Genomic DNA, 25172 nt, shown 5'->3' on the forward strand with positions numbered 1-25172 from the left:
CTCCTCAGGCGACGCCGTGCTCGGCGATGAGCTCGCGAGCGGCGTCGAGGTCGTCGGGGGTCTTCAGCGCCAGCGTCTTCACGCCGGGCAGGGCGCGCTTGGCGAGGCCGACCAGCGTGCCGCCGGGGGAGACCTCGATCAGCGCGGTCGCGCCGAGCTCCTTGAAGGTCTCCATGCACAGGTCCCAGCGAACCGGGTTGGCGACCTGGCCGACCAGCCGCTCCAGGATCTCGGCGCCGGTGGCGACGGACTGCCCGTCGCGGTTGGAGACGTAACGGATCTTCGGGTCGGCCGGCGTGAGCTCCACGGCGGCCTTGGCGAGGGCCTCGACGGCGGGCGCCATGTGGCGCGTGTGGAAGGCGCCGGCGACCTTCAGCGGGACGACCTTGCGGACGCCCTCGGGCTTGTCCTCGTTCAGCGCCGCGAGCTGCTCCAGCGTGCCCGCCGCGACGATCTGGCCCGCGCCGTTGATGTTCGCCGGGGTCAGCCCCAGCTTCTCCAGGTGCGCGACGGAGACCTCGGGGTCGCCGCCGAGCAGCGCGGACATGCCGGTCTCGGTGATCGCGGCGGCGGCGGCCATGGCCAGGCCGCGCTTGCGGACGAGGGTCAGCGCGGCGGTGTCGTCGAGGACGCCGGCGAAGGTCGCGGCGGTGATCTCGCCGACGCTGTGGCCGGCGACCGCGCCGGGCGCGATGTCGCGGACGTCACCGAGTGCCGCGGCGGACAGGATTCCGGCGGCCACCAGCAGCGGCTGGGCCACCGAGGTGTCACGGATCTCGTCCGCGTCGGCCTGGGTGCCGTAGTGGGCGAGGTCCAGGCCGATGGCGTCCGACCACGCGGCGACGCGGGCGGCGGCACCGGGGAGTTCGAGCCAGGGGGTCAGGAAGCCGGGCGTCTGGGCGCCCTGGCCGGGAGCGACGAGTACGAGCACTCTCACACTCTCTCTTGTGGGCGGCCAAAGCCGCCCGTGGGGACAGGGACGAAGAACGGCAGGGGGTTTTGTGGAGCCCCGACAAAAGCCTAGGTCTGGGGATCGCCGTCGACCAGGCGCCCCAGGATCAGCGCGATCCGGAGCGTGAACGCGGAGCGTACATCCGAAGGCGACCAACCGGTGACGTCAGTCACACGTCGAAGCCGGTAGCGCACGGTGTTCGGATGAACGAAAAGCATCCGGGCGGCCCCTTCGAGGCTGGACGCCTGTTCGAGATAGACGGCGAGCGTCTCCAGGAGCGCCGACCCGGCCTCCTCGAGCGGTCTGTAGATCTCCTCCACCAACTGCTCACGCGCACCGGGATCACCGGCGATCGCGCGTTCCGGCAGCAGATCGTCCGCCAGCACCGGCCGGGGTGCGTCCTGCCAGGCGGAACCGGCCTTGAGTCCGGCCGCGGCGGCCTGTGCGGACCGGGTCGCGGCGAGCAGGTCGGGTACGACGGGTCCGGCCACCACGGGTCCCGCGGCGAACGGCCCGATCAGCGACCGGGCGACGGCGAGCGGGTTGTCGCTGCCACCGGCGATCACTACCAGCCGGGAGCCGAGCACCCCGGTGAGGACCTGGAGCTTGGCGTGTCGCGCGGCCCGCCGGATCGCCTCGACGGTCAGCTCGGAGTCCCCGTCGGGCGCGGTCCCGAGGACCACACACACATGCTCGGGCGCGTTCCACCCGAGCGCCGCGGCCCGGCTCACCGCCCCTTCGTCGGCCTCACCGCTCAGCACGGCGTTCACGACGAGCGACTCCAGCCGGGCGTCCCAGGCGCCGCGTGCCTCGGCGGCCTGGGCGTAGACCTGGGCGGTGGCGAAGGCGATCTCCCGGGCGTACACGAGGAGCGCCTCGCGCAGCACGTTCTCGTCGCCGGGGGCCGCGACCTCGTCGATCGCGGACTCCATGACCTCGATGGTGGTGCGCACCATCTCGACGGTCTGGCGCAGCGTGATGGCCCGGGTCAGTTCACGGGGCGCGGTCCCGAACACATCCGTGGAGATGGCCTGCGGGGCGTCCGGGTGCCGGAACCACTCGGTGAAGGCGGCGATGCCCGCCTGGGCGACCAGCCCGATCCAGGAACGGTTCTCCGGGGGCATCGCCCGGTACCACGACAGTGTCTCGTCCATCCGCGCGATGGCCTGGGCGGCGAGACTTCCGGAGGACTTCTCCAGCCGCTTCAGCGTCGCGGGGTGGGGGTGGACGGCGTGCGCCGCGGGATCGGGGTGACTGGTTTCGGGTTCGGGCACGGGACAAGACTGCCTTATCGGGACGGGGGCGTGCGCCGCCGGGTCGCGGGAGGGGGCGGCACGCGGTCGTCGCACGGTCATCGCGCGGGGGGCGGCGGGTCTACCGTGGACGCGTGATGGACGTACGGCGCGCCGACGCGCGCTACCGAGGCGGGGACCCGGCCGCCGGGATCGACACCCGGCACGCCTTCTCCTTCGGCCCCCACTACGACCCCGGCAACCTCCGCTTCGGTCCGCTGATCGCCTGCAACGAGGAGCGCCTCGCACCCGGCGCCGGCTTCGACGAGCATCCCCACAGCCACACCGAGATCGTGACCTGGGTGGTCGAGGGCGAGCTCACGCACCGTGACTCGGCCGGCCACGAGAGCGTGGTCCGCCCCGGGGACGTGCAGCGGCTCAGCTCCGCGGGCGGCGTACGGCACGTGGAACGCAACGACGCCGACGTGCCCCTGGTCTTCGTCCAGATGTGGCTGGCCCCCTTCGACCCCGGCGGCGAACCGTCCTACGGGACGGTCCGCGGCATCGCCGACTCCACCCCGTACGCCGTCCCGGAGGCGGGCGCGATGCTGCACGTACGGCGCCTGGGCGCGGGGGAGCGGACGGCGGTGCCGGACGCGCCGCACGTCTACGTCCACGTCGTACGCGGCGAAGCCCGCCTGGACGGCGAGGAGCTGGCGCCGGGGGACGCGGCACGCATCACGGACGCGAAGGACGTGGAGGCGGTGGGCGTGACCGACGCGGAGCTGCTGATGTGGGTGTTCGGCCCGGGAGACCAGGAGTTCAGCCCCGGACCTCCGCCAGCACCGCGTCCGTGAACGCGGGCCACGCCTCGACCGCCCACGGTCCGAACGCCCGGTCCGTCAGGGCGACCCCGGCGACGCCCGCCCCGGGGTCGACCCACAGGAACGTACCGGACTGGCCGAAGTGCCCGAAGGTACGAGGCGAGGAGGAACTCCCCGTCCAGTGCGGCGACTTGGAGTCGCGGATCTCGAAGCCGAGCCCCCAGTCGTTGGGGTTCTGGTGCCCGTATCCCGGCAGCACGCCCTTCGTGCCCGGGTACTGCACGGTCATCGCCGCCGCCACCGTCCGCGGATCCAGCAGCCGGGGCGCCTGCACCTCCGCCGCGAACCGCAGCAGGTCCTCGACCGTCGAGACGCCGTCCTTCGCCGGGGAGCCCTCCAGCAAGGTGCCGGTCATGCCCAGCGGCTCCAGCACCGCCTGCCGCAGATACTCCGCGAACGGGATCTCCGTGGCCTTCGCCAGGTGGTCGCCGAGCTGCTCGAACCCTGCGTTGGAGTACAGCCGCCGCTCCCCGGGAGGCGCCGTCACCCGGTGCTCGTCGAAGGCCAGCCCGGAGGTGTGCGCGAGGAGATGGCGGACCGTGGCCCCGGGCGGCCCGGCCGGTTCGTCCAGCTCGATCGCCCCCTCCTCGTACGCGACGAGGGCGGCGTACGCGGCGAGCGGCTTGGTGACCGAGGCCAGCGGAAAGCGCCGGCCGACCGGGCCGTGGGTCCCCAGGACCGTACCGTCGGCCCGTACGACACCCGCCGAGGCGGAGGGAACCGGCCAGTTCTCGATCAGCGCGAGGCTCTTGAGCGACATGCCGTCGAGCCTATGCCGTCCGGCCCGCGCGACTCACAGCAGCAGCTCCATCAAGGGATCCGGCTTGGGCCTGAAGCCCAGGGAGGAGTAGAGGGGCGCCGCGTCGGCGGACGCGGTGAGGTGGACCTGTACGACGCCCCGCGCCCGGAACCAGGCCAGCAGCGCGTCCATGCCGGCGCGTGCGTACCCTCGGCGGCGCGCGTCCGGGTCGGTGGCGACGCTGAAGACGAAACCGATGGTCCCCCGCGGGTTGCCGGCCCGGCCGATCCGGTACTCGACCGTCCCGACGACCAGCGCGGCCAGCGTCCCCGGCCGTTCCGGGTGATCCACGACGAAGGCCGCGAAGTCCCCGTCCGGCTCGGTCAGCCGCTCCCGCAGCGTGGGCAGCGACTCGGCATGCCAGCCGGTGGAGGTGCCCACCGGGGACACCGAAGACGTCGAGTCGATCATCACTTGGCGCAGCCGCAGTACTTCGGCGGCGTCCTCGGGCAGGGCACGGCGTACGAGACTCATGCCCCGCACGCTAACCAGCGTGATCAAGCCGCGTCCCCCGGTTTTCTTACCGATTCCGCTTGCTTGGAGCGCACTCCAAGGCCCTAGCGTGGAGGACATGACGGTGTTGCAGACCACGCCCGTGACCATCGAGCAAACCCCGGACCCGCCGGACGTCTGCTCCGCGCCACCCCCGCGGCACCCCCGTCCGGACGGGCAGGACAGTTACACGATCAGCGAGGTCGTCGCCTTCACCGGCCTCACCGCCCACACCCTGCGCTGGTACGAGCGGATCGGGCTGATGTCCCACATCGACCGCTCGCACACCGGCCAGCGCCGTTACAGCAACCGTGACCTGGACTGGCTCGACCTCGTCGGGAAGCTGCGGCTGACCGGTATGCCGGTCGCCGACATGGTGCGGTACGCCGAACTGGTGCGGGAGGGCGAGAACACGTTCCGCGAGCGGTACGAGCTGCTGGAGGCGACCCGGCGGGACGTCCGGGTCCGGATCGCCGAACTCCAGGACACCCTCGCCGTGCTCGACCGCAAGATCAATTTCTATGGAGACGCCACCGGCGTCCAGTACCAGGAAGCGGAAGGGACCGCCCGATGACCGACCACAGGATCCCGACGGCCCGACTCGGCGGACAGGGCCCCGAGATCGGTGCCCAGGGCCTCGGCTGCATGGGCATGAGCTTCGCCTACGGCCCCTCGGACGCGAAGGAGTCCCGGGCCACCCTGGAACGCGCCCTGGAGCTCGGCGTCACGATGTACGACACGGCGGACGCGTACGGCGCGGGCGAGAACGAGAAGTTCCTCTCCCCGTTCTTCAAGGCCCACCGCGACGAGGTCGTGATCGCGACCAAGTTCGCCCTGGCGGTCCCGCCGGACGACCCGACCCGGCGGATCATCCGCAACGACGCGCCCTACATCCGGCAGTCCGTCGAGGCGAGCCTGAGCCGGCTGGACGTCGACGTCATCGACCTCTACTACATGCACCGGCGCGATGTGTACGTGCCGATCGAGGACACCGTCGGCGTGATGGCCGAACTGGTGCGCGAGGGCAAGGTCAAGCAGCTCGGCCTGAGCGAGGTGACGGCCGCCGAACTGCGCGCGGCCCAGGAGGTCCACCCCATCGCCGCCGTGCAGTCGGAGTGGTCGCTGTTCAGTCGCGACATCGAGGCCCAGGTGGTCCCGGCGGCCCGTGAACTGGGCGTGACCCTGGTCGCGTACTCCCCGCTCGGCCGGGGATTCCTCACCGGCTCCTTCGCCGACGCCGACCAGGACCTCACCGCCGACGACTTCCGCCGTCGGCAGCCCCGCTTCACCGGCGACAACGCCGCCGCCAACGGGGCACTCCTGGACCCGATCCGCGCGATCGCGCAGGCCCACGGGGCCACGCCCGCTCAGATCGCCCTGGCCTGGGTCCAGCAGCAGTCCCGGGTCCACGGCCTGTCGGTGGTCCCGATCCCGGGCACCCGCAAGCCCACCCGGGTCGAGGAGAACACGGCGGCGACGGCCGTCGAACTGACGCCGGAGGAACTGGCGTCGCTGGAGCCCATCGCGGGCAAGGTGGCGGGCGACCGTTACCCGGACATGAGGTTCACCTCCGCCGGACGCGAGTGAGAGCCGGGGCCCGCCCGTTCGGGTCGGGCCCTAGAGCTCGGCCAGCAACTCGGCCTTCTTGGCGGAGAACTCCTCGTCGGTGACCAGCCCGGCCAGGTGCAGCTCCCCGAGGTGGCGGATCCGCTCGGCGATGTCGGCGGGGTCCCGGCGCGGCGCGACCACGGCCGCTGCCGGGACGGCCGCCGCCTGGACCGCCGCCGCGGATCCGCGCCCGCGGACCGCCGCGAGGACCGCCGCCGCGAACGGCAGCGACTCGTGCACCGGCCCGTACCCCAGCCCGAAGACGACGGTCGCCGGATCCTGGTCGGCCTGGGCCGGAGCGGCCTCGCCGCGCAGCAGCCGCAGATGCCCCTCGAACACCTCGGGTGACCGCCACTCGACCCCGGTCAGCGCGGACACGGCGAAACTCTGGTCGCCGGCCTTCCACTTCGCCGACGACGCGCCCGTCCAGAACCACCGGAACCGCACGGTGCGCCCGTCGAACGAGGCCTTCCCGTCGTACGCCTTGAACGACAGCGGCGCCTCGGGGGCGTCCACGAGGAACCGTTCCGCCGGCCCGGAGTCGGTCAGCCGCGCCCGCAGCTCGTCGGCGTAGTACTCGGCGAGCGTCTCCCGTTCGGCGGGCAGCACCAGCCGGTACGGATCGCACCCTTCCTTGAGCTGTCCCGCGGCCGCCTCCATCAACGGGTCGGCTCCCGGCCTCGGCTCCGCCTGGAGCACGACCGTTCCGCGCTTGCCGGCGGTCAGGGTCACCCGACCGATGGCCGCCAGCGGAATCCGGCGCTCGCCCAGTGCCGACAGCAGCTTGGGCGTGCGCAGCCCCCGTTCGTAGCGGATGAGGACGGAGTCGGAATCGAACTCCCAGGCGGCATGAATTCCGGCCAGTACGTCACCCATGCGGCTCATCGTATGCGGGACACCCATTCTTCGTCCCCTCCCCGCGCGCGCCGCAATTCCTGCGTCTCTACGCGCGTCCGGCCTCTGTCGTATCGGACAAACCCGCCGTGCAGGCGGCATCATCGTGGGCGCACTCCACCGAGCGGTACGCGCCAGTGCCGATCCGGGCGAAGTTGCGCAGGCTGTCCGTACCCGGTTCGAAGTAGCCGCCGTGGCCCTTGGCCTCCCGCGCCGACAGCACCCGCGCGCCGAACTCCCGCGCCATCGGGTCCTCGCCGTGTCCGAGACCGCCGACCTCCAGGTGCGGCACGTCCTGCACCCAGTCGTCGGCGTCCCGCATCGCCCACACCCGGGCGTCGGTGTCGAGCTGGGCCGCGTTCTCCACCCGCATCCCGGGGCTGCCGGCCACCGCGATGTCGGCCACCCGGTCCGGCATGGCGTGCGCGGCGACCCCGCACACCACCGAGCCGTAGCTGTGGCAGAACATCGAGACGGGCGCGCTGCCCGGCAGGGCGGTCAGCAGGGCGTTCAGCCGGACGGCGCCGCTCTCGGCGCGCATCGCGGTGGCCGAGTCGATGCCGAGGCCGTCGGGGGAGGTGTAGTCGGCCCAGGCGATCACGGCCGTGGGCGTCGAGGGGCTCGCCTCGCGCTCGGCCGACCAGAGGGCCTGGGCCATGCCGACCGGCGCCGAGTACTTGCGGTTCGTGCGCTGGAAGGTGAGCAGGTCGGTGTCGACGCCGGGGACGACGACGGAGATCCGCTCGGCCTTGTCGAGGCTGCCGAACACCTCGGCGACCCGGCCGGAGCCCTCCGGATCGAAGGCGAGGATCTGCCGGTCGGCGGTGGTCATCGACTCGTAGCGGTGCATGCGTCGGCCGGCCAGCTGCTGCCCCGAGGGCGTGAGCCGGTTGTCGTGCATGCGGGTGCGCTCGAGCCGGATCTGCTGGAGCAGCGCCACCCGGTTGGCGCGGTAGCGCAGTTCGACGGGGGCGCCGTTCATGTTGCCCACCGCGAGCGGGTAGTCGTGCACGAGCACGGTGCGCTGCGGGGCGGTCAGCGAGGCGAAGAAGCGCGCGAGCCGGGCGGGGGCGGAGCCGGGGTCCGGCAACCGGTGCCCGGCCAGCACGCCGTGCTCCCACTCCGAGCGCGACGTCTGCAGCGCGGTGGTCTCCCGCTGGTGGCGCAGGGCCGTCCAGCCGGTGGTCGCCAGCATCACGAACACCACGGCCAGGGCGGCCAGTGCGCGCCAGACGTTGAGTTGCGGGGAGGTGTCGAAGGAAGTCACTGAAAGGACACACTAGGAGAACGAGAGGGTCTCGGGTGACCCAAGTGACGGGGATCACGTTTCGATGGACGTGGCATGGGTCATAAAGGCCTTTAGGCCTCTATGTCCGCCAGGTCTCGCGTATGTCCGTCAGGCCTCGCGCCAGTCTCCCAGCAGGGCGGGACCCACCCCGTCGAGATACAGGGAAGTCAGCGCGCGGATCCGGTCCAGGCTGAAGTCCGCGCCGGTGGACCACTGCCGTTCGGTCACCCGCATCACCCCGCTGAACACGGCCACCGCCAGCCGTGGCCGCGGATCGGCGTCCACGTCGAGCCCCTCGCGCTCGGCGATCACCCGCGCGAGGTCCTCCTCCACCTCCACCGAGCGTCGCAGATGCGCGGCGAGCAGCACCGGCGTCGACTCGATCACGCGGTACATGCGCAGATACAGCTGCACGGGTACGACGGACTCGACGACCTCGTTGATCGAGTACCAGCCTTCCAGCACCGCCTGGCGCAGCGCCTCCAGCGGCGGCTCGTGCTGCGGGCGCGCGCGCACCGCCTCGACGAACCGCTCCACCGTCATCTCCACCAGGGCGAGCGCGGCCTCGTCCTTCCCTGCGAAGTAGCGGAAGAAGGTGCGCTGCGAGACGTCGACGGCGGCGGCGATCTCGTCGACGGTGGTGCCCTCGTAGCCCTGCGAGGTGAACAGCTCCACGGCGGCGCGCAGCAGCGCGTCCCGGGTGCGCTGCTTCTTGCGCTCACGCAGAGTTTCCATGATGTGTCAGTTACCGACTTCTGAACTCGTTTGTCAATTGTCAGCGGCTGTCACTAACCTCGAACGCATGACCAGTCAGACCACCATCGACGCGACGGGACCGGACGGCAAGGCGCCGGCGGACCCGTCGGACGGGCCGCCCGCCAAGGGGCTGCGCGGCCACCCGTGGTTCACCCTCATCACCGTCGCCGTCGGCGTCATGATGGTGGCCCTCGACGGCACCATCGTGGCCATCGCCAACCCGGCCATCGCCAGCGACCTGGGCGCCACCTTCGCCGAGGTCCAGTGGATCACCAACGCCTATTTCCTCGCCCTCGCGGTCTCCCTGATCACCGCGGGCAAGCTCGGTGACCGCTTCGGCCACCGCCAGACGTTCCTGATAGGCGTCGTCGGCTTCGCGGCCGCCTCCGGCGCGATCGGCCTCTCCGACAGCATCGCGCTGGTCGTCACCTTCCGCGTCTTCCAGGGCCTGTTCGGCGCCCTGCTGATGCCGGCCGCGCTGGGTCTGCTGCGCGCGACCTTCCCGGCCGAGAAGCTCAACATGGCCATCGGCCTGTGGGGCATGGTCATCGGCGCGTCCACCGCCGGCGGCCCGATCCTCGGTGGTGTCCTCGTCGAGCACGTCAACTGGCAGTCGGTGTTCTTCATCAACGTGCCGGTCGGCGCCCTCGCCCTGGTCCTGGGCGTGGTGATCCTGCTCGACCACCGCGCCGAGAACGCCCCGCGCTCCTTCGACCTCCTCGGCATCGCCTTCCTCTCGGGCGCGATGTTCTGCCTGGTCTGGGCCCTGATCAAGGCGCCGACCTGGGGCTGGGCCGACGGCCTGACCTGGGCGTTCCTGGTCGGCTCCGCGGTGCTCTTCGCGGCCTTCGCCTTCTGGGAGACGAAGGTGAAGGAGCCGCTCATCCCGCTGGCGCTGTTCCGCTCGGTCCCGCTGTCGGCGGGTGTGGTCCTCATGGTCCTGATGGCGATCGCCTTCATGGGCGGCCTGTTCTTCGTGACGTTCTACCTCCAGAACGTGCACGGCATGAGCCCGATCGACGCGGGTCTGCACCTGCTTCCGCTCACCGGCATGATGATCGTCGGCTCCCCGCTCGCGGGCGCGGCGATCACCAGGCTCGGCCCGCGCATCCCGCTGGCGGGCGGTATGGCCGCCACCGCGATCGCCATGTACGGCATGTCCACGCTGGAGACGGACACCGGCAGCGGTCTCATGTCGATCTGGTTCGCCCTGCTGGGCTTCGGTCTCGCCCCCGTCATGGTCGGCGCGACGGAGGTCATCGTGGGCAACGCCCCCATGGAGCTGTCCGGCGTCGCGGGCGGCCTCCAGCAGGCGGCCATGCAGATCGGCGGCAGCCTCGGGACGGCCGTCCTGGGCGCCGTGATGGCCTCCAAGGTGGACGGCGACCTGCCCGCCAACTGGAAGGGCGCGGGCCTGCCCGAGCTCACCCCCGCCCAGCTGGACCAGGCCTCCGAGGCGGTCCAGGTCGGCGTGGCGCCGGTGGCCAAGGGCACCCCCGAAGCGATCGCCGCGAAGATCACGGACGTTGCCCACGACACGTTCATCTCCGGGATGAGCCTCGCCTCGCTGGTCGCCGCCGGGGTCGCGGTCGTCGCCGTGTTCGTCGCGCTGCTCACCAAGCGGGGCGAGAACGCGGAAGCGGGCGCGGGCGTGGGTCATATCTGACGGAACTTCAACAACTTTCCCCTATCAGGGTGACAACGCTAAAGGTTCCTCGCATCCGGCACGCGCCGCAGGTCACAGTTAGTCAAGTCCTCCGGATGGGAGGACGGCCAGGGCCGCGGCGCGCTGCCGGAGGGGGACAGCGCGCCGACTGCCCGGCAACTGCGGGGAATGTTCCGCGTGTCGCGGGTACCCGAAGAACAACACATCCCCGGAATCCAGGGAGTTGTTCGATGGCCGACTTCGGAAACGGCACGCGCAGGTACCCCCGCTCACGTGGCCGCATGGGGTCACGGACCGGGCCGGATCGCGCGACGCTCGGCATCGTCGGCCTCGTCTGCGCGGTCGCCGGATTCTTCGCGCTGGGGATCATCCTCGGCCCGGCGGCGATCGTCTGCGGCTGGCTGGCCATGGGCCGCAGCTGGGCGGGTTCCCGCCCGGTACCGGCCCTGGTCGCCGTCGCCCTCGGCGCGATCGACACCCTGCTGGCACTCATCTGGCTGGCGGGAGCGGCCGGCACGGGCAACGGGCTGCTGTAGCGCCGCCCCTCGCCCCCCGCCCTGCGGCCTACCGGGACGGCTGGTGGGTCGGCACGGCGGGCGCGGACCCGGGGTGCAGCGCCCCCTCCGGCCCGTCCCGCAGGGCCCCTCCGGACCCGCCCCGCAGCGCCGCCACTTCCGCCCGCAGCGCCCGTACCTCCTGCGTCAGGGCCAGGATCGCCTCCGTCCGGGCGCGTTCCTCGAGGTCGTCCTTGTCGAACCGGGCGATGAACCACGCGGCGATGTTCGCGGTCACGACACCGAGCAGCGCGATCCCCGAGAGCATCAGCCCGACGGCGATGATCCGCCCCAGTCCGGTGGTCGGCGCGTGGTCCCCGTACCCCACGGTCGTCATCGTCGTGAACGACCACCACAGCGCGTCACCCAGCGTGCGGATGTTCCCGTCCGGCGACTCCCGCTCCACCGAGAGCACGGCGAGCGACCCGAACATCAGCAGCCCTACGACCGCCCCCACGACGTACGTCGTCATCCGGATCTGCGAGGCCATCCGCGCCCGCCGCCCCACCAGCAGCAGCGTCGAGACCAGCCGCAGCAGCTTGAGCTGCTGCGCCAACGGCAGCAACACCGCGCACAGGTCCAGCCAGTGTGTGCGCACGAACCGCCGCCGGTCGGACGTCAGCGCCAGCCGGACGACATAGTCGACGGCGAACGCGCCCCACACGACCCACTCGACCGCGGTGCAGGCGGCGGTCAGGGTGTGGTCGGCCGAGGTGTCCACGATCGGCACGGCGTAGGCGACGGCGAACACCACGGCGAGGCCCAGCAACGGGCGCTGGGTCCAGAGTTCCCACCGGCTCTGCGCCGATTGTTCTTGCATGCCCGCATCGTAAAGAACGAGTAAGGGGTGGTGAAGCCGCGGCTCCACCACCCCTTCGCACGCCGAGCGCTACGCGTCGCCTCCGGCCGCCCCCGGGTCCGCCGCCGACACGTCCAGCAGCTGGTACCGGTCGATGGCCTGCTTCAGCAGCGACCGGTCGACCTTGCCCTCCTTGGCCAGCTCGGTCAGCACCCCCACCACGATCGACTGCGCGTCGATGTGGAAGAAGCGGCGAGCCGCTCCCCGGGTGTCCGCGAAGCCGAAGCCGTCCGCGCCCAGCGACTGGTACGTGCCCGGCACCCAGCGCGCGATCTGGTCGGGGACCGACCGCATCCAGTCCGAGACGGCCACGAACGGCCCCTCGGCCCCGGCCAGCTTCCGCGTCACGTACGGCACCCGCTGCTCCTCCTCCGGGTGCAGCAGGTTGTGCCGCTCGACCTCGACGGCCTCGCGCCGCAGCTCGTTCCAGGAGGTGGCGGACCAGACGTCCGCCTTGACGTTCCACTCCTCGGCGAGGATCTTCTGCGCCTCGACCGCCCAGGGGACGGCCACACCGGACGCGAGGATCTGCGCAGGGATCGCCCCCGAGGTGCCCTCGCTGAAGCGGTGGACGCCCTTGATGATGCCCTCGACGTCCACGTCGTCCGGCTCGGCCGGGTGCTGGATCGGCTCGTTGTAGACGGTCAGGTAGTAGAAGACGTCCTCACCGTGCGGGTGCTCGGCGGAACTGCCGTACATCCTGCGCAGACCGTCCCGCACGATGTGCGCGATCTCGAAGCCGAACGCCGGGTCGTAGGCGACACAGCCCGGGTTCGTCGAGGCGAGCAGCTGCGAGTGGCCGTCCGCGTGCTGGAGGCCCTCACCGGTCAGGGTCGTCCGGCCGGCGGTCGCACCCAGCACGAAACCGCGCGCCAGCTGGTCCGACATCTGCCAGAACTGGTCGCCGGTGCGCTGGAAACCGAACATCGAGTAGAAGACGTAGACCGGGATCAGCGGCTCGCCGTGGGTGGCGTACGCCGAGCCCGCCGCGATCAGGGACGCCGTGCAGCCGGCCTCCGAGATGCCGTCGTGCAGCATCTGCCCGGTCGGCGACTCCTTGTAGGCGAGCAGCAGATCCCGGTCCACCGCCTCGTACTGCTGGCCGAGCGGGTTGTAGATCTTCGCGCTCGGGAAGAAGGAGTCCATGCCGAACGTGCGGTACTCGTCCGGCGCGATCAGCACGAAGCGCTTGCCGATCTCCTTGTCCCGCATGAGGTCCTTGAGGAGCCGCACAAAGGCCATGGTCGTCGCGATGGACTGCTGACCCGAGCCCTTCTTCACACTCGCGTACGTCTTGTCGTCCGGCAGTGCGAGCGGCTTCGAGCGCACGACACGGGTCGGGACGTAACCGCCGAGACCCTTGCGGCGGTCGTGCATGTACTGGATCTCCTCCGAGTTCCGCCCGGGGTGGAAGTACGGCGGGAGGCCGCCCTCCAGCTCCTTGTCGGAGATCGGCAGGTGCAGCCGGTCGCGGAAGCCCTTGAGGTCGGAGACCGTCAGCTTCTTCATCTGGTGCGTGGCGTTGCGGCCCTCGAAGTTCGGCCCCAGCGTCCAGCCCTTGACCGTCTTGGCCAGGATGACCGTCGGCTGGCCGGTGTGCTCCACGGCCGCCTTGAACGCCGCGTAGATCTTCCGGTGGTCGTGACCGCCGCGGCCCAGGTGCAGGATCTGGTCGTCGGTCATGCCCTCGACCATCGCGCGCAGCCGCTGGTCGTCGCCGAAGAAGTGGTCGCGGATGTAGGCACCGGACTCGGTGGCGTAGGTCTGGTACTGGCCGTCCGGCGTCGTGTTCATCCGGTTGACGAGGGTGCCGTCGCGGTCCTGGGCGAGCAGCGGGTCCCAGGAGCGGTCCCAGATCAGCTTGATCACGTTCCAGCCGGCGCCCCGGAAGACCGACTCCAGCTCCTGGATGACCTTGCCGTTGCCGCGTACCGGCCCGTCCAGGCGCTGGAGGTTGCAGTTGACGACGAAGGTCAGGTTGTCCAGGCCCTCACGTGCGGCGATGGTCAGCTGGCCGAGCGACTCCGGCTCGTCCATCTCGCCGTCGCCGAGGAACGCCCACACATGCGACTTCGACGTGTCGGCGATCCCGCGCGCGTGCATGTAGCGGTTCATCCGCGCCTGGTAGATCGCGCCGATCGGGCCGAGGCCCATCGACACGGTGGGGAACTCCCAGAAGTCCGGCATCAGACGCGGGTGCGGGTACGAGGACAGCCCGTTCGGCGCCTTCGACTTCTCCTGGCGGAACGCGTCCAGGTTCTGCTCGCTCAGCCGGTCGAGCAGGAACGCGCGCGCGTAGATGCCCGGGGAGGCGTGCCCCTGGAAGAAGACCTGGTCGCCGCCGTCGCCCTCGTCCTTGCCGCGGAAGAAGTGGTTGAAGCCGACGTCGTAGAGGGACGCGGAGGAGGCGAAGGTGGCGATGTGACCGCCCACCCCGATGCCCGGCCGCTGAGCCCTGGACACCATCACGGCCGCGTTCCAGCGGGTCGCGTTGAGGATCCGGCGCTCGATCTCCTCGTTGCCCGGGAAGAAGGGCTCGGCCCGGGTGGGGATGGTGTTGACGTAGTCCGTGCTGCGCATCTCGGGCACGGCCACACGCTTCTCGCGGGCCCGTTCGATCAGCCGGAGCATCAGGTAGCGGGCCCGCTCCCGGCCGCGCTCGTCGATCGCGGCGTCGAGGGAGTCGAGCCACTCCTGGGTTTCCTCGGGGTCGAAGTCAGGAACCTGACTCGGAAGGCCGCCAATGATGATCGGGTTGCGATCGGATCCGGAAGCCACGCTGTTCCTTACCTGTCAGAGGGCTGGGTGGGACGGTGTTTCTCGTTCGCGCCTCGCGGGTGCCTCGCGGGGTGACTCGCTGACTCTCCAGTGCCTGCACCGCCCCCATCGTGTACCTAGGGGCCGCAAACGTCATCTCTACCCCGAGGTAACCGGCACTCGTTCGAATCTCGTACCCTTGGATGGTTCTCAAATACGCAAACAGGGCAGATAGGTGTGGTGTACGTCACCATCCGTCCGAATCGCGTGCCTGGAGTTGCGTCGACACGGCCAGGATCGTCACCGTTTCGGCGGTCCGAACCGCCGGGTACTTGCGCGATCCGTCCCGTCCGTGTGGACTACGGCCAATGCTTCGCGCACGCGCGTGGCTGAGTAATTCCCCAAAACATGATCAGGAGGCAACCCGTGAGCGCGACCGCGGACCACGCGGAGGAGCGGACCAGCCCTGCCGTCAGGCTGGGTTTCCAGCCCGAGCAGGTGGTCCAGGAGATCGGCTACGACGACGACGTCGACCAGGAGCTCCGCGAGTCCATTGAGGAAGTCATCGGCAGCGATCTGGTGGACGAGGACTACGACGACGTCGCCGACGCCGTGGTGCTCTGGTTCCGCGACGATGACGGAGACCTGACGGATGCGCTGGTGGACGCCACCACGTACATCGAAGAAGGCGGGTCGATCCTCCTCCTGACGCCGAAGACCGGCCGTACGGGATACGTGGAGCCGAGCGACATCTCCGAAGCCTCGACGACTGCGGGTCTGTCGGCCAGCAAGAGCGTCAGCGTGGGCAAGGACTGGAGCGGCAGCCGGCTGGTGACGCCCAAGGCCGCGAAGTCCAAGAAGTGACGTCCAGGGAGTGACGTCCGAACAAGTGCTGTGAAGTGACGCCGGGCGGGCTGGGTCCTCGTACTCAGCCCGTCCCGCGCCCTTCGGTGGTCGCTGCGTAGGGTGGACTCACCCAGACAGCCCCACCGAAGGGACAACCAGGCGATGGCGATCCAGGTCGGCGACAAGGCCCCCGACTTCGAGCTCAAGGACAACCACGGCCGGGCCGTGAAGCTCTCCGACTTCCGCGGGGGCGAGAACCCTAAGAACATCGTCCTGCTCTTCTACCCCTTCGCCTTCACCGGCGTGTGCACCGGCGAGCTGTGCGAGGTGCGCGACAACCTGCCGAAGTTCGCCGACCGGGACACCCAGGTGCTCGCCGTCTCCAACGACTCCATCCACACCCTGCGCGTCTTCGCCGAGCAGGAGGGCCTGGAGTACCCGCTGCTCAGCGACTTCTGGCCGCACGGTGAGGTCAGCCGCGCCTACGGCGTCTTCGCCGAGGACAAGGGCTGCGCGGTGCGCGGCACCTTCGTCATCGACAAGGAGGGCCTGGTGCGCTGGACCGTCGTCAACGCGCTGCCGGACGCCCGGGACCTCGGCGAGTACGTCGCCGCGCTCGACACCCTGTGATTCTTCGGCTCCAGGGCCTGCGTGGTGCGGGAACCCGTCACTAGGATCGACTCGTTGATCCGATATCCGACGTACCAGGGGCTCCCCGCCCCAGGACACCAATGGAGGACTTGTGGGAGTCAGCCTCAGCAAGGGCGGCAACGTATCGCTGACCAAGGAGGCCCCGGGCCTGACCGCGGTCATCGTCGGTCTGGGGTGGGACGTCCGCACCACGACCGGCACCGACTTCGACCTGGACGCCAGCGCGCTGCTGCTGGACAGCTCCGGCAAGGTCGGCAGCGACGCCAATTTCGTGTTCTTCAACAACCTCAAGAGCCCCGACGGCTCGGTCGAGCACACCGGTGACAACACCACGGGTGAGGGCGAGGGCGACGACGAGGCGATCAAGGTCAACCTCGCCGGGGTCCCGGCCGACATCGAGAAGATCGTCTTCCCGGTGTCGATCTACGACGCCGAGAACCGGCAGCAGTCCTTCGGCCAGGTCCGCAACGCGTTCATCCGCGTCGTGAACCAGGCCGGCGGCGCCGAGATCGCCCGCTACGACCTCAGCGAGGACGCGTCGACCGAGACCGCGATGGTCTTCGGTGAGCTGTACCGGCACGGTGCGGAGTGGAAGTTCCGGGCCATCGGACAGGGCTACGCGTCGGGTCTGCGCGGTATCGCGCAGGACTTCGGCGTCAACGTCTGAGCCACCCGCAGCAACCGAAGGTCCGACCGTCCGGCGCCGCACCGTTTACGGGCGGCGCCGGACGTGCAGGACAACCGATGAGGAAGCACCTGAGCACCACCTAGGGGAGGACCAGCAATCATGGGCGTCACGCTCGCCAAGGGAGGCAATGTCTCCCTGTCCAAGGCCGCGCCGAACCTCACTCAGGTGATGATCGGACTCGGCTGGGACGCGCGCTCCACCACCGGAGCCCCCTTCGACCTCGACGCCAGTGCGCTGCTGTGCAACAGCGGGCGGGTGATGGGGGACGAGTGGTTCGTCTTCTACAACCAGCTCAAGAGCCCGGACGGCTCGGTGGAGCACACCGGCGACAACCTCACGGGTGAGGGCGAAGGCGACGACGAGTCGCTCCTGGTGGACCTCTCCAAGGTGCCACCCCAGTGCGACAAGATCGTCTTCCCGGTCTCCATCCACATGGCCGACGAGCGGGGGCAGACCTTCGGCCAGGTCGCCAACGCCTTCATCCGCGTCGTCAACCAGGCCGACGGCCAGGAACTCGCCCGCTACGACCTCAGCGAGGACGCCAGCACGGAGACCGCGATGATCTTCGGCGAGCTCTATCGCTACCAGGGCGAATGGAAGTTCCGGGCGGTGGGACAGGGGTACGCGTCGGGGTTGCGGGGCATCGCTCTAGACTTCGGAGTCAACGTTTCGTAAAACCGAGTACGGCGCGGGGGAGAACCACCCCCAAGCTTCGCTTGGGGGGACCCCCAGACACGATTGGGTAGCCAGTGCTTCTGAAAACCTTCGGCTGGTCGTTCGCGGTCACCGCGCTCGGCCTGGTCGCAGCGGTCTTCTACGGGGGGTGGGAGGCCTTCGGCATCGTGGCGATCCTCTCCATCCTCGAGATCTCGCTGTCCTTCGACAACGCGGTGGTCAACGCCGGGATCCTGAAGAAGATGAGTGCCTTCTGGCAGAAGATCTTCCTCACGATCGGTGTTCTCATCGCCGTCTTCGGCATGCGGCTGGTCTTCCCCGTCGTGATCGTCGCCATCAGTGCCAAGATCGGCCCGATCGACGCCGTCGACCTCGCGCTCAACGACAAGGACCAGTACCAGCAGCTGGTCACCGACGCCCACCCGTCGATCGCCGCCTTCGGTGGCATGTTCCTGCTGATGATCTTCCTGGACTTCATCTTCGAGGACCGTGACATCCAGTGGCTGCGCTGGATCGAGCGCCCGCTGGCCAAGCTGGGCAAGGTCGACATGCTGTCGGTCTGCATCGCGCTGATCGTCCTGCTGATCACCTCCTTCACCTTCGCGGCCCACGCCCACCAGCACGGTGGCGCGCACGCCGACAAGGCGGAGACGGTGCTGATCTCCGGCATCGCCGGTCTGATCACGTACATGGTCGTCGGCGGGCTCTCCGGCTACTTCGAGGACAAGCTCGAGGAAGAGGAGGAACGCGAGCACGAGGAGGAGGAAGAGGCCGTGCGCACCGGCAAGAAGCGGTCGCCGGTCGTCCTGGCCGGCCAGGCCGCGTTCTTCATGTTCCTCTACCTCGAGGTCCTCGACGCGTCCTTCTCCTTCGACGGCGTGATCGGCGCCTTCGCCATCACCAACGACATCGTGCTGATGGCGCTGGGTCTGGGCATCGGCGCGATGTACGTCCGTTCGCTGACCGTGTACCTGGTCCGCCAGGGCACCCTCGACGACTACGTGTACCTCGAGCACGGCGCCCACTACGCGATCGGCGCCCTCGCCGTGATCCTCATGGTCACCATCCAGTACCAGATCAACGAGGTGATCACCGGCCTCGTCGGCGTCGTCCTGATCGGGTGGTCGTTCCTGTCCTCCGTGCGCCGCAACCGCGCATTGGCGGCGGCCGAGGGAAAAGCCCAGGGCTCGGACGAGAAGACTGAGGTCTCGTCCGGGGTGTGATCACCTTTCGAGCGAGGAACGCTCTGAGCGGGGCGGCCGGTGAGGACGAGTCCTCCACCGGCCGCCCCGCCGGTTTTCATCAGTGGACGTGGGGGCGGGAATGGGCATCTTCGACGGGCTCCTGGGCAGCCGGGCCGCCGACTTCGACTCGGGCAACGCGGCAACCAACGCGATCGAACTGACCAAGCGGCATCATCAGGTCTCCCTGACCAAGCAGGGTGCCGCGACCGGCAACCTGCGCGTCAACCTGACCTGGCGGATGCGGACGTCCGACATCGGCGGACCGCAGCGGGAGAGCCTGCTGCGGCATCCCTTCAAGGCGCTGCGGCCGCCGGAGGTCGTCGGACACAGCCAGAGCATGGTGAACGTCGACCTCGACCTCGGCTGCCTGTACGAGCTGGCCGACGGGACGAAGGGGGTCGTCCAGCCGCTGGGCGGCCTGCTGGGGGACGTGAACGCGGCACCGTACGTGAAGCTGAGCGGGGACGACCGGTTCGGGTCGGCGTCCGGCGAGACGATGTACGTCAACCTCGACCACCGGGAACAGATCAAGCGGCTGCTCGTCTTCGTCTACATCTACGACCAGACGCCGGCGTTCGACCGCACGCACGCGATCGTCACGCTGTACCCGAGCAACGGGCCGCGGATCGAGATAGGCCTCGACGAACGGCACCCGCAGGCCCGGTCCTGCGCGGTGGTGATGATCGAGAACGTGAAGGACGAGCTCATGGTGCGCCGTGAGGTGCGGTTCGTCTACGGGTTCCAGGCGGAACTGGACCGCCTGTACGGCTGGGGACTGACGTGGGGCCGGGGCTACAAGGCGAAGGCCGAGAAGTAGCGCCCGAACCCCCGGCGGCTCACCGTCCGACGAACTGGGGGCCCTGCGGGGGGAGCCGGAAGGAGCCGTCCGGATAGCCGTAGCCGTAGGTCGGCAGACTGGCAGGGTAGCCGTACGCCGGCTGCTGCTGGGGGACGGCCGAGGTCGGCTGCTCGGGCGGCAGGGGCTGGGAGGGGCTGGGAGTCTGCGGGGCGGGTTCGGGAGCCGCGGCCGATGCCTCCTCCGACTCGTCCACCGAGATGCCGAAGTCGGTGGCCAGGCCCTTGAGACCGTTGGAGTAGCCCTCGCCCAGGGCGCGGAACTTCCAGCCCTCGCCGCGCCGGTACAGCTCGCCGCAGATCAGCGCCGTCTCCTCGCCCGTCTCGGGGCGGATGTCGAACGTGGCCAGCGGCTCGCCGTCGGCTGCCGCGTCGTACAGCACGATGGTGAGGGAACGTACGCGGTCGAACGTCACGCCGTCCGCCGAAGCGACCAGCAGAATCTGGCCGACGCCGGCCTCGACACCGGACAGATCTGTCTGGATGGTGTCCGTGAGGCCTTCGGCGACGCGCTTCTTGCCGAGCCGCCACACCTTCCCCGAAGGATGCCGGGGCTGGTTGTAGAACACGAAGTCCTCGTCGGAGCGCACACGGCCGTCGAGACCGAGGAGCAGCGCCGAGGCGTCGACGTCCGGGACCCCCTGCCCGGGGGTCCAGCGCAGCACGGCGCGTACCGTGGTGGCTTTCAGCGGGACGTTCGACCCCTTCAGCATCGCGTGCGTCATGCGGTCATCCTGCCTTCTCGGGCCTGCTCACGACAACGCGGGGTACACGGCAAGTCTCATCCGCGAGTTACCTGAAATTCATGCCGGGTGGGAACCTCTGACATGGATCCCTACGTACTATTACCGGCCACCTCATACCGAATCCACAGAGTTACCTTGCACCACGGGGGAGATTTATGCGTCATTTCGGGCACCTCGCCCCTGAGGTGCGACAGCGCCTCTTCTACCGGGAGCCGTGCGTCTTCGACACCGACTCGCCGGCCAGGCTGCTCTCCGCGGCCCTGGGCGCCACGCTGTACAGCCCGGCCACCCGGCCCCGGCTGGCGGACGACATCGTCAAGCAGACCGGGCGCGGCGTGGTGTCGATGGTGCTGTGCCTGGAGGACTCCATCGGAGACGAGGACGTCGAGGCCGGTGAGGAGAACCTGGTCCGGCAGTTCGCCGACCTGGCCGGGCGCAGGGCGTCGGAGGGCGCGGAGCTGCCGCTGCTCTTCATCCGGGTGCGGACGCCCGAGCAGATCCCCGACCTGGTCCGGCGGCTCGGGGCCACCGTGGAGCTGCTCAGCGGGTTCGTCTTCCCGAAGTTCACCGAGGAGCGGGGCATCCCCTTCCTGGAGGCGCTGGCGGGCGCCGAGACGGCGAGCGGACGGCGGCTGTTCGGCATGCCCGTCCTGGAGACGCCCGAGCTGATGTACCGCGAGTCGCGGGTGGACGCCCTGGAGGGCATCGCCCGCGCCGTCGACAAGTACCGCAGCCGGGTCCTCGCGCTGCGCCTCGGCGTGACCGACTTCTGCTCCTCGTACGGGCTGCGCAGAGCGCCCGACATGACCGCCTACGACGTCCAGATCGTCGCCTCGGTGATCGCCGACGTGGTGAACATGCTGGGCCGGGCCGACGGCACCGGGTTCACGGTGACCGGCCCCGTGTGGGAGTACTTCCGGGTTCCCGAGCGCATGTTCAAGCCGATGTTGCGGCACAGTCCCTTCCTGGAGGGGCAGGCCGTCGAGCTGCGCGAGAAGCTGATAGAGCACGCGATGGACGGGCTGCTGCGCGAGATCTCCCTGGATCACGCCAACGGTCTGCTGGGCAAGACCTGCATCCACCCCTCGCATGTGCCGGCCGTGCACGCGCTGTCCGTCGTCAGTCACGAGGAGTACAGCGACGCGGCGGACATCCTGCGGCCGGAACGCGGCGGCGGGGGTGTGCTGCGCTCGCAGTACACGAACAAGATGAACGAGGTGAAGCCGCACCGCGCCTGGGCCGAGCGCACCATGCTCCGCGCCGAGGTCTTCGGTGTCGCGCACGAGGACGTCAGCTTCGTCGACCTGCTCGCCGCCGGAATACCCGGCTGAAGAACCACCTCACTCACAAGGGACGCATGAACAACGCAGTGAACAACGGGGACGACGGGATCTGGTCCGGGACGTGGGTCGCCGAGCGGCTCGGTGTCGAGCTGGTGGGCGACGACGCGCTGACGGGCCTGCTGGGGCTGGCCCTGCGCCGCAACCCCAAGCGGGCGCATCTGCTGGTCTCCAACGTCCTGGGCAAGCACGTCCCGCAGTCGCCGTCCGTGGTGCACGGCCACGGGTTCGCCCTCGGCCGCCGGGTGCGTGAGCTGCTGGGCGCCGAGGAGACGGCCGAGGCGGTCGTCCTCGGCTACGCGGAGACCGCCACCGGCCTCGGCCACTCGGTCGCCGACGGCCTCGGCACCGCCCCCTACCTGCACTCCACCCGCCGCCCGGTAGCCGGGGTGGCGCAGGCGGGCGGCTTCGAGGAGTCCCACTCGCACGCGACCTCGCACCTGCTGCTGCCGGAGGACCCGGCGCTGCTGGCCGGGGACGGGCCGCTGGTCCTGGTCGACGACGAGTTCTCGACCGGCAACACGGTCCTGAACACCATCCGGGCCCTGCACGAGCGCTATCCGCGGCGGCGCTACGTCGTCGTCGCCCTCGTCGACATGCGGTCGGCGGCGGACGCGGGCCGTCTGGACGACTTCGCCCGCGAGATCGGCGCCCGCGTCGACCTGGTCACCGCCGCCTCGGGGACGGTAAGGCTCCCGGAGGGCGTGCTGGAGAAGGGCCAGGAGCTGGTCGCCCGCTACGAGGCTGCGGGTGTCGCGAGCGGCGATCGGTCGGCTGCGGGTGGGCGGGGAACCGCGCGACAAGCCACGACGGACCCGCACCCGGAAGACGACCGCATCCGGCGGACGCGGCCCCGCGGCCACCTGTCCCGCGTGGACCTCTTCTGGCCCCGCGGCCTCCCCGACGGCGGTCGGCACGGGTTCACACCGAAGCACCGGGCCCGGCTGGAGACCGCCCTCCCCGCCATGACGGCCCGTCTTGCCGAGGCGATACCCGAGGACGCAGCACGCGTCCTTGTCCTCGGTTTCGAGGAGCTGATGTACGCCCCGCTGAGGCTGGCCCGTGAGCTGGAGCAGGTGGTGGCCGCCGAGGTGCGCTACTCGACCACCACCCGCTCGCCCGTCCTCGCCGTCGACGACCCCGGCTACGCGATACGCAGCCGAATCGTTTTCCCCGCGCACGACGACCCGGCCGACGGCCCCGGCGAGCGTTACGCCTATAACGTCGCGGGCAGTGGCTTCGACGCCGTCGTCGCCGTCGTGGACTCCGTGGCCGACACCCGGGAGCTGCACGCTCCCGACGGTCTCCTGTCCCAGCTCGCCGCGCACACCCCGCACGTCGTCCTCGCGGTCGTGCCGTCGTACGTCCCCGAGCCGCTGTACGCAGCCGCCTTGTCGGAAGAGAGACCCGCCATGCTGCCCGAGCCCCTCCGCGGCCCCGCCTTCTCCTCGTACCCGCCCGAGGAGGTCGGCTGGCTGCTCCAGGACCTCTCGGACGTGACGCTGGAGGCGCCGACCGAGGAGCGGGAGGAGGCCATCCAGAGCGGCGGCGCGCACTACGCCGAGTCGCTGCCCGTCGAGTACCAGCCCAGCGAGCAGTACCAGGAGCTGTTCCACGCGGCGCTGGAGACGTCGGCGGCGCGGATCGCGCAGGCCGTGGGCGTGGTCACGGAGACGGTGATCGCCGAGCGCTCCCCCCGGCCCGTGCTCGTCTCGCTCGCCCGGGCCGGCACCCCGGTCGGTGTGCTGATGCGCCGCTGGGCGCAGTTCCGGCACGGCCTCGACCTGCCGCACTACGCCGTGTCGATCGTGCGCGGCCGGGGCATCGACGCCAACGCGCTGCGCTGGCTGGCCGCCCACCACGACCCGCGTGACGTGGTGTTCGTCGACGGCTGGACCGGCAAGGGCGCGATCACCCGGGAGCTGGCCGCGGCGATCGAGGAGTTCGAGGCGGGCGGCGGTGCGGCCGGCTTCGACGCGGAGATCGCGGTGCTGGCCGACCCGGGCTCGTGCGTGCGGACGTACGGCACCCGCGACGACTTCCTGATCCCGTCCGCCTGCCTCAACTCGACCGTGTCGGGGCTCATCTCGCGGACCGTGCTGCGGGCCGACCTGGTCGGGCCGAACGACTTCCACGGCGCGAAGTTCTACCGCGAGCTCGCCGGCACCGACGTCTCGGTGGCCTTCCTGGACGCCGTCGCCGCCCGCTTCCCCGAGGTCGCGGACGCGGTCGGCGGCGCGGTGAAGGAGCTGCTGGCCAGTGACCGCACGCCGAGCTGGGAGGGCTGGCGGGCCGTCGAGCGGATCAGCGAGGAGTACGGCATCCACGATGTGAACCTGGTCAAGCCCGGGGTCGGCGAGACCACCCGGGTGCTGCTGCGCCGGGTGCCGTGGAAGATCCTGGCGCGGGCCGGCGCGGGCGCCGACCTGGACCACGTACGGCTGCTCGCCGGACAGCGTGGGGTGCCCGTCGAGGAGGTCGGCGACCTGCCGTACACCTGCGTGGGGCTGATCCACCCGCAGTTCACCCGGGGCGCGACCGGTGCCGACGGCAAGGCGGTGACGGTCTGATGCCGGTTCTGGTGGCGAGCGATCTCGACCGTACGCTCATCTACTCGGCGGCCGCCCTGGCGCTGACCATGCCGGACGCGCGGGCGCCGCGGCTGCTGTGCGTGGAGGTGCACGAGGCCAGGCCGTTGTCGTTCATGACGGAGACGTCGGCGCAGCTGCTGACCGACCTCGGCGACCGGGCGGTGTTCGTGCCGACGACCACCCGGACGCGCAAGCAGTACCAGCGCATCAACCTGCCGGGCCCGGCGCCGAAGTACGCGATCTGCGCGAACGGCGGCCATCTGCTGGTCGACGGCGCGACGGACCAGGACTGGCACGCGAGCGTGCTGGCCAGGCTGGCCGAAGAGTGCGCGCCGCTCGCGGAGGTGGAGGATTACCTGGCGAAGACGGCGGACCCGTTCTGGCTGCGCAAGCAGCGGGTCGCCGAGGACCTGTTCGCCTATCTCGTCGTGGAGCGCGAGCTGCTGCCCGAGGAGTGGGTGAAGGAGCTCGCGGCCTGGGCGGAGAACCGTGGCTGGACCGTGTCGCTCCAGGGCCGCAAGATCTACGCCGTGCCGAAGCCGCTGACCAAGAGCGCGGCCGTGCGCGAGGTGGCCCGCCGCACCGGCGCGGAACTGACGCTGGCGGCGGGCGACTCGCTGCTCGACGCCGACCTGCTGCTGGTCGCCGACCGGGGCTGGCGTCCCGGCCACGGCGAGCTGGCCGAGGCCGCCTGGACGGCCCCGGCGATCACCGCCCTGCCCGAGCGGGGTGTGCTGGCCGGGGAGCGCATCCTGCGGGAGTTCCTGAAGAACTCCTGAGAATTCGCCGGGCGGC

At 70.3% G+C, this 25172-nt stretch carries 24 protein-coding genes; 14 read left to right on the forward strand and 10 right to left on the reverse strand.

The genetic code is table 11. The features are described from left to right. Positions 1 to 4: 4 nt before the first annotated feature. Entirely contained in the window at positions 5 to 931 is a 927-nt protein-coding gene (locus tag OHU34_RS29200; RefSeq protein WP_142264059.1) for an ACP S-malonyltransferase, read from the reverse strand. 89 nt (positions 932 to 1020) lie between these two features. Beyond that, a complete protein-coding gene (locus OHU34_RS29205) occupies positions 1021 to 2226 on the reverse strand; it encodes a CdaR family transcriptional regulator (protein ID WP_020126928.1) in 1206 nt (401 codons plus the stop codon). A 116-nt stretch (positions 2227 to 2342) separates the two neighbouring features. Between OHU34_RS29205 and OHU34_RS29210 the strand changes: the two genes are divergently transcribed. Further along, complete coding sequence (locus OHU34_RS29210; RefSeq protein ID WP_142267804.1) at positions 2343 to 3041, forward strand: pirin family protein; 699 nt, start codon at positions 2343 to 2345, stop codon at positions 3039 to 3041. Here OHU34_RS29210 and OHU34_RS29215 read toward each other — a convergent pair. Both OHU34_RS29215 and OHU34_RS29220 read right to left on the reverse strand, forming a co-directional pair. Continuing rightward, positions 3007 to 3828, reverse strand: coding sequence for a serine hydrolase (locus tag OHU34_RS29215; protein WP_142264058.1), 822 nt, complete (start codon positions 3826 to 3828; stop codon positions 3007 to 3009). The genes OHU34_RS29210 and OHU34_RS29215 overlap by 35 nt on opposite strands. A 33-nt stretch (positions 3829 to 3861) precedes the next feature. After that, positions 3862 to 4341 (reverse strand): GNAT family N-acetyltransferase, encoded by a 480-nt coding sequence (locus tag OHU34_RS29220; RefSeq protein WP_142264057.1) that lies wholly within the window; start codon positions 4339 to 4341, stop codon positions 3862 to 3864. Between the two features lie 97 nt (positions 4342 to 4438). On the opposite strand from OHU34_RS29220, the gene OHU34_RS29225 reads away from it, so the two are divergent. After that, the gene (locus OHU34_RS29225; protein ID WP_200839666.1) at positions 4439 to 4933 is read left to right on the forward strand and encodes a MerR family transcriptional regulator; all 495 of its coding nucleotides are present in this window, start codon (positions 4439 to 4441) and stop codon (positions 4931 to 4933) included. After that, complete coding sequence (locus tag OHU34_RS29230; protein ID WP_405769050.1) at positions 4930 to 5946, forward strand: aldo/keto reductase; 1017 nt, start codon at positions 4930 to 4932, stop codon at positions 5944 to 5946. The genes OHU34_RS29225 and OHU34_RS29230 overlap by 4 nt, the downstream gene beginning before the upstream one ends. 30 nt (positions 5947 to 5976) lie before the next feature. Here the strand turns inward: OHU34_RS29230 and OHU34_RS29235 are convergent, their stop codons facing one another. The 3 genes from OHU34_RS29235 to OHU34_RS29245 all read right to left on the reverse strand — a co-directional run bounded on the left by OHU34_RS29235 (position 5977) and on the right by OHU34_RS29245 (position 8884). Next, on the reverse strand, positions 5977 to 6852 hold the full coding sequence (locus OHU34_RS29235; protein WP_230195971.1) for a DUF4429 domain-containing protein: 876 nt from the start codon (positions 6850 to 6852) through the stop codon (positions 5977 to 5979). Between the two features lie 58 nt (positions 6853 to 6910). Further along, entirely contained in the window at positions 6911 to 8128 is a 1218-nt protein-coding gene (locus OHU34_RS29240) for an alpha/beta hydrolase (protein ID WP_230195961.1), read from the reverse strand. Between the two features lie 129 nt (positions 8129 to 8257). Then, positions 8258 to 8884, reverse strand: coding sequence for a TetR family transcriptional regulator (locus OHU34_RS29245; protein WP_142264053.1), 627 nt, complete (start codon positions 8882 to 8884; stop codon positions 8258 to 8260). Positions 8885 to 8951: 67 nt separating this feature from the next. Between OHU34_RS29245 and OHU34_RS29250 the strand changes: the two genes are divergently transcribed. Together OHU34_RS29250 and OHU34_RS29255 are read left to right on the forward strand one after the other, a co-directional pair. Then, positions 8952 to 10571, forward strand: a complete 1620-nt coding sequence (locus tag OHU34_RS29250) for an MFS transporter (protein WP_230195962.1) — start codon at positions 8952 to 8954, stop codon at positions 10569 to 10571. A gap of 230 nt (positions 10572 to 10801) precedes the next feature. Further along, entirely contained in the window at positions 10802 to 11107 is a 306-nt protein-coding gene (locus OHU34_RS29255) for a small hydrophobic protein (protein WP_142264051.1), read from the forward strand. 28 nt (positions 11108 to 11135) lie between these two features. On the opposite strand, the gene OHU34_RS29260 is transcribed toward OHU34_RS29255, so the two are convergent. Together OHU34_RS29260 and aceE are read right to left on the reverse strand one after the other, a co-directional pair. Next, positions 11136 to 11945 carry a potassium channel family protein gene (locus tag OHU34_RS29260; protein ID WP_405769054.1) on the reverse strand — a complete coding sequence of 270 codons (810 nt, stop codon included), beginning with the start codon at positions 11943 to 11945 and terminating at the stop codon, positions 11136 to 11138. A gap of 69 nt (positions 11946 to 12014) precedes the next feature. Continuing rightward, positions 12015 to 14762 (reverse strand): pyruvate dehydrogenase (acetyl-transferring), homodimeric type, encoded by a 2748-nt coding sequence (aceE, locus tag OHU34_RS29265; RefSeq protein WP_142264049.1) that lies wholly within the window; start codon positions 14760 to 14762, stop codon positions 12015 to 12017. Between the two features lie 405 nt (positions 14763 to 15167). Here aceE and OHU34_RS29270 point away from each other — a divergent pair, with 405 nt between their 5' ends. From OHU34_RS29270 to OHU34_RS29295, 6 genes are all read left to right on the forward strand, one after another. Continuing rightward, positions 15168 to 15605, forward strand: a complete 438-nt coding sequence (locus OHU34_RS29270; protein ID WP_020126915.1) for a DUF3052 domain-containing protein — start codon at positions 15168 to 15170, stop codon at positions 15603 to 15605. Positions 15606 to 15749: 144 nt separating this feature from the next. Further along, positions 15750 to 16217, forward strand: a complete 468-nt coding sequence (locus tag OHU34_RS29275) for a peroxiredoxin (RefSeq protein WP_142264048.1) — start codon at positions 15750 to 15752, stop codon at positions 16215 to 16217. 112 nt (positions 16218 to 16329) lie between these two features. Continuing rightward, complete coding sequence (locus OHU34_RS29280; protein ID WP_020126913.1) at positions 16330 to 16905, forward strand: calcium homeostasis/redox stress adaptation protein; 576 nt, start codon at positions 16330 to 16332, stop codon at positions 16903 to 16905. Positions 16906 to 17025: 120 nt separating this feature from the next. Further along, the gene (locus OHU34_RS29285) at positions 17026 to 17601 is read left to right on the forward strand and encodes a TerD family protein (RefSeq protein ID WP_142264047.1); all 576 of its coding nucleotides are present in this window, start codon (positions 17026 to 17028) and stop codon (positions 17599 to 17601) included. A 74-nt stretch (positions 17602 to 17675) separates the two neighbouring features. Continuing rightward, the gene (locus OHU34_RS29290; RefSeq protein ID WP_142264046.1) at positions 17676 to 18824 is read left to right on the forward strand and encodes a DUF475 domain-containing protein; all 1149 of its coding nucleotides are present in this window, start codon (positions 17676 to 17678) and stop codon (positions 18822 to 18824) included. 100 nt (positions 18825 to 18924) lie between these two features. Next, on the forward strand, positions 18925 to 19662 hold the full coding sequence (locus tag OHU34_RS29295; protein WP_142264045.1) for a Tellurium resistance: 738 nt from the start codon (positions 18925 to 18927) through the stop codon (positions 19660 to 19662). Between the two features lie 19 nt (positions 19663 to 19681). Here the strand turns inward: OHU34_RS29295 and OHU34_RS29300 are convergent, their stop codons facing one another. Further along, positions 19682 to 20425, reverse strand: coding sequence for a TerD family protein (locus OHU34_RS29300; protein WP_142264044.1), 744 nt, complete (start codon positions 20423 to 20425; stop codon positions 19682 to 19684). 176 nt (positions 20426 to 20601) lie between these two features. Here OHU34_RS29300 and OHU34_RS29305 point away from each other — a divergent pair, with 176 nt between their 5' ends. From OHU34_RS29305 to OHU34_RS29315, 3 genes are read left to right on the forward strand one after another with little or no spacing between them, the layout of a single operon-like run. Further along, the gene (locus tag OHU34_RS29305) at positions 20602 to 21777 is read left to right on the forward strand and encodes an HpcH/HpaI aldolase/citrate lyase family protein (RefSeq protein ID WP_020126907.1); all 1176 of its coding nucleotides are present in this window, start codon (positions 20602 to 20604) and stop codon (positions 21775 to 21777) included. 26 nt (positions 21778 to 21803) lie between these two features. Continuing rightward, positions 21804 to 24356 (forward strand): phosphoribosyltransferase, encoded by a 2553-nt coding sequence (locus OHU34_RS29310; protein WP_405769062.1) that lies wholly within the window; start codon positions 21804 to 21806, stop codon positions 24354 to 24356. Beyond that, positions 24356 to 25156 carry an HAD family hydrolase gene (locus tag OHU34_RS29315; RefSeq protein ID WP_142264042.1) on the forward strand — a complete coding sequence of 267 codons (801 nt, stop codon included), beginning with the start codon at positions 24356 to 24358 and terminating at the stop codon, positions 25154 to 25156. The genes OHU34_RS29310 and OHU34_RS29315 overlap by 1 nt, the downstream gene beginning before the upstream one ends. Positions 25157 to 25172 lie beyond the last annotated feature (16 nt).

It is taken from the genome of Streptomyces sp. NBC_00080, assembly GCF_045041255.1.
GTDB classification, from domain to species: domain Bacteria; phylum Actinomycetota; class Actinomycetes; order Streptomycetales; family Streptomycetaceae; genus Streptomyces; species Streptomyces coriariae.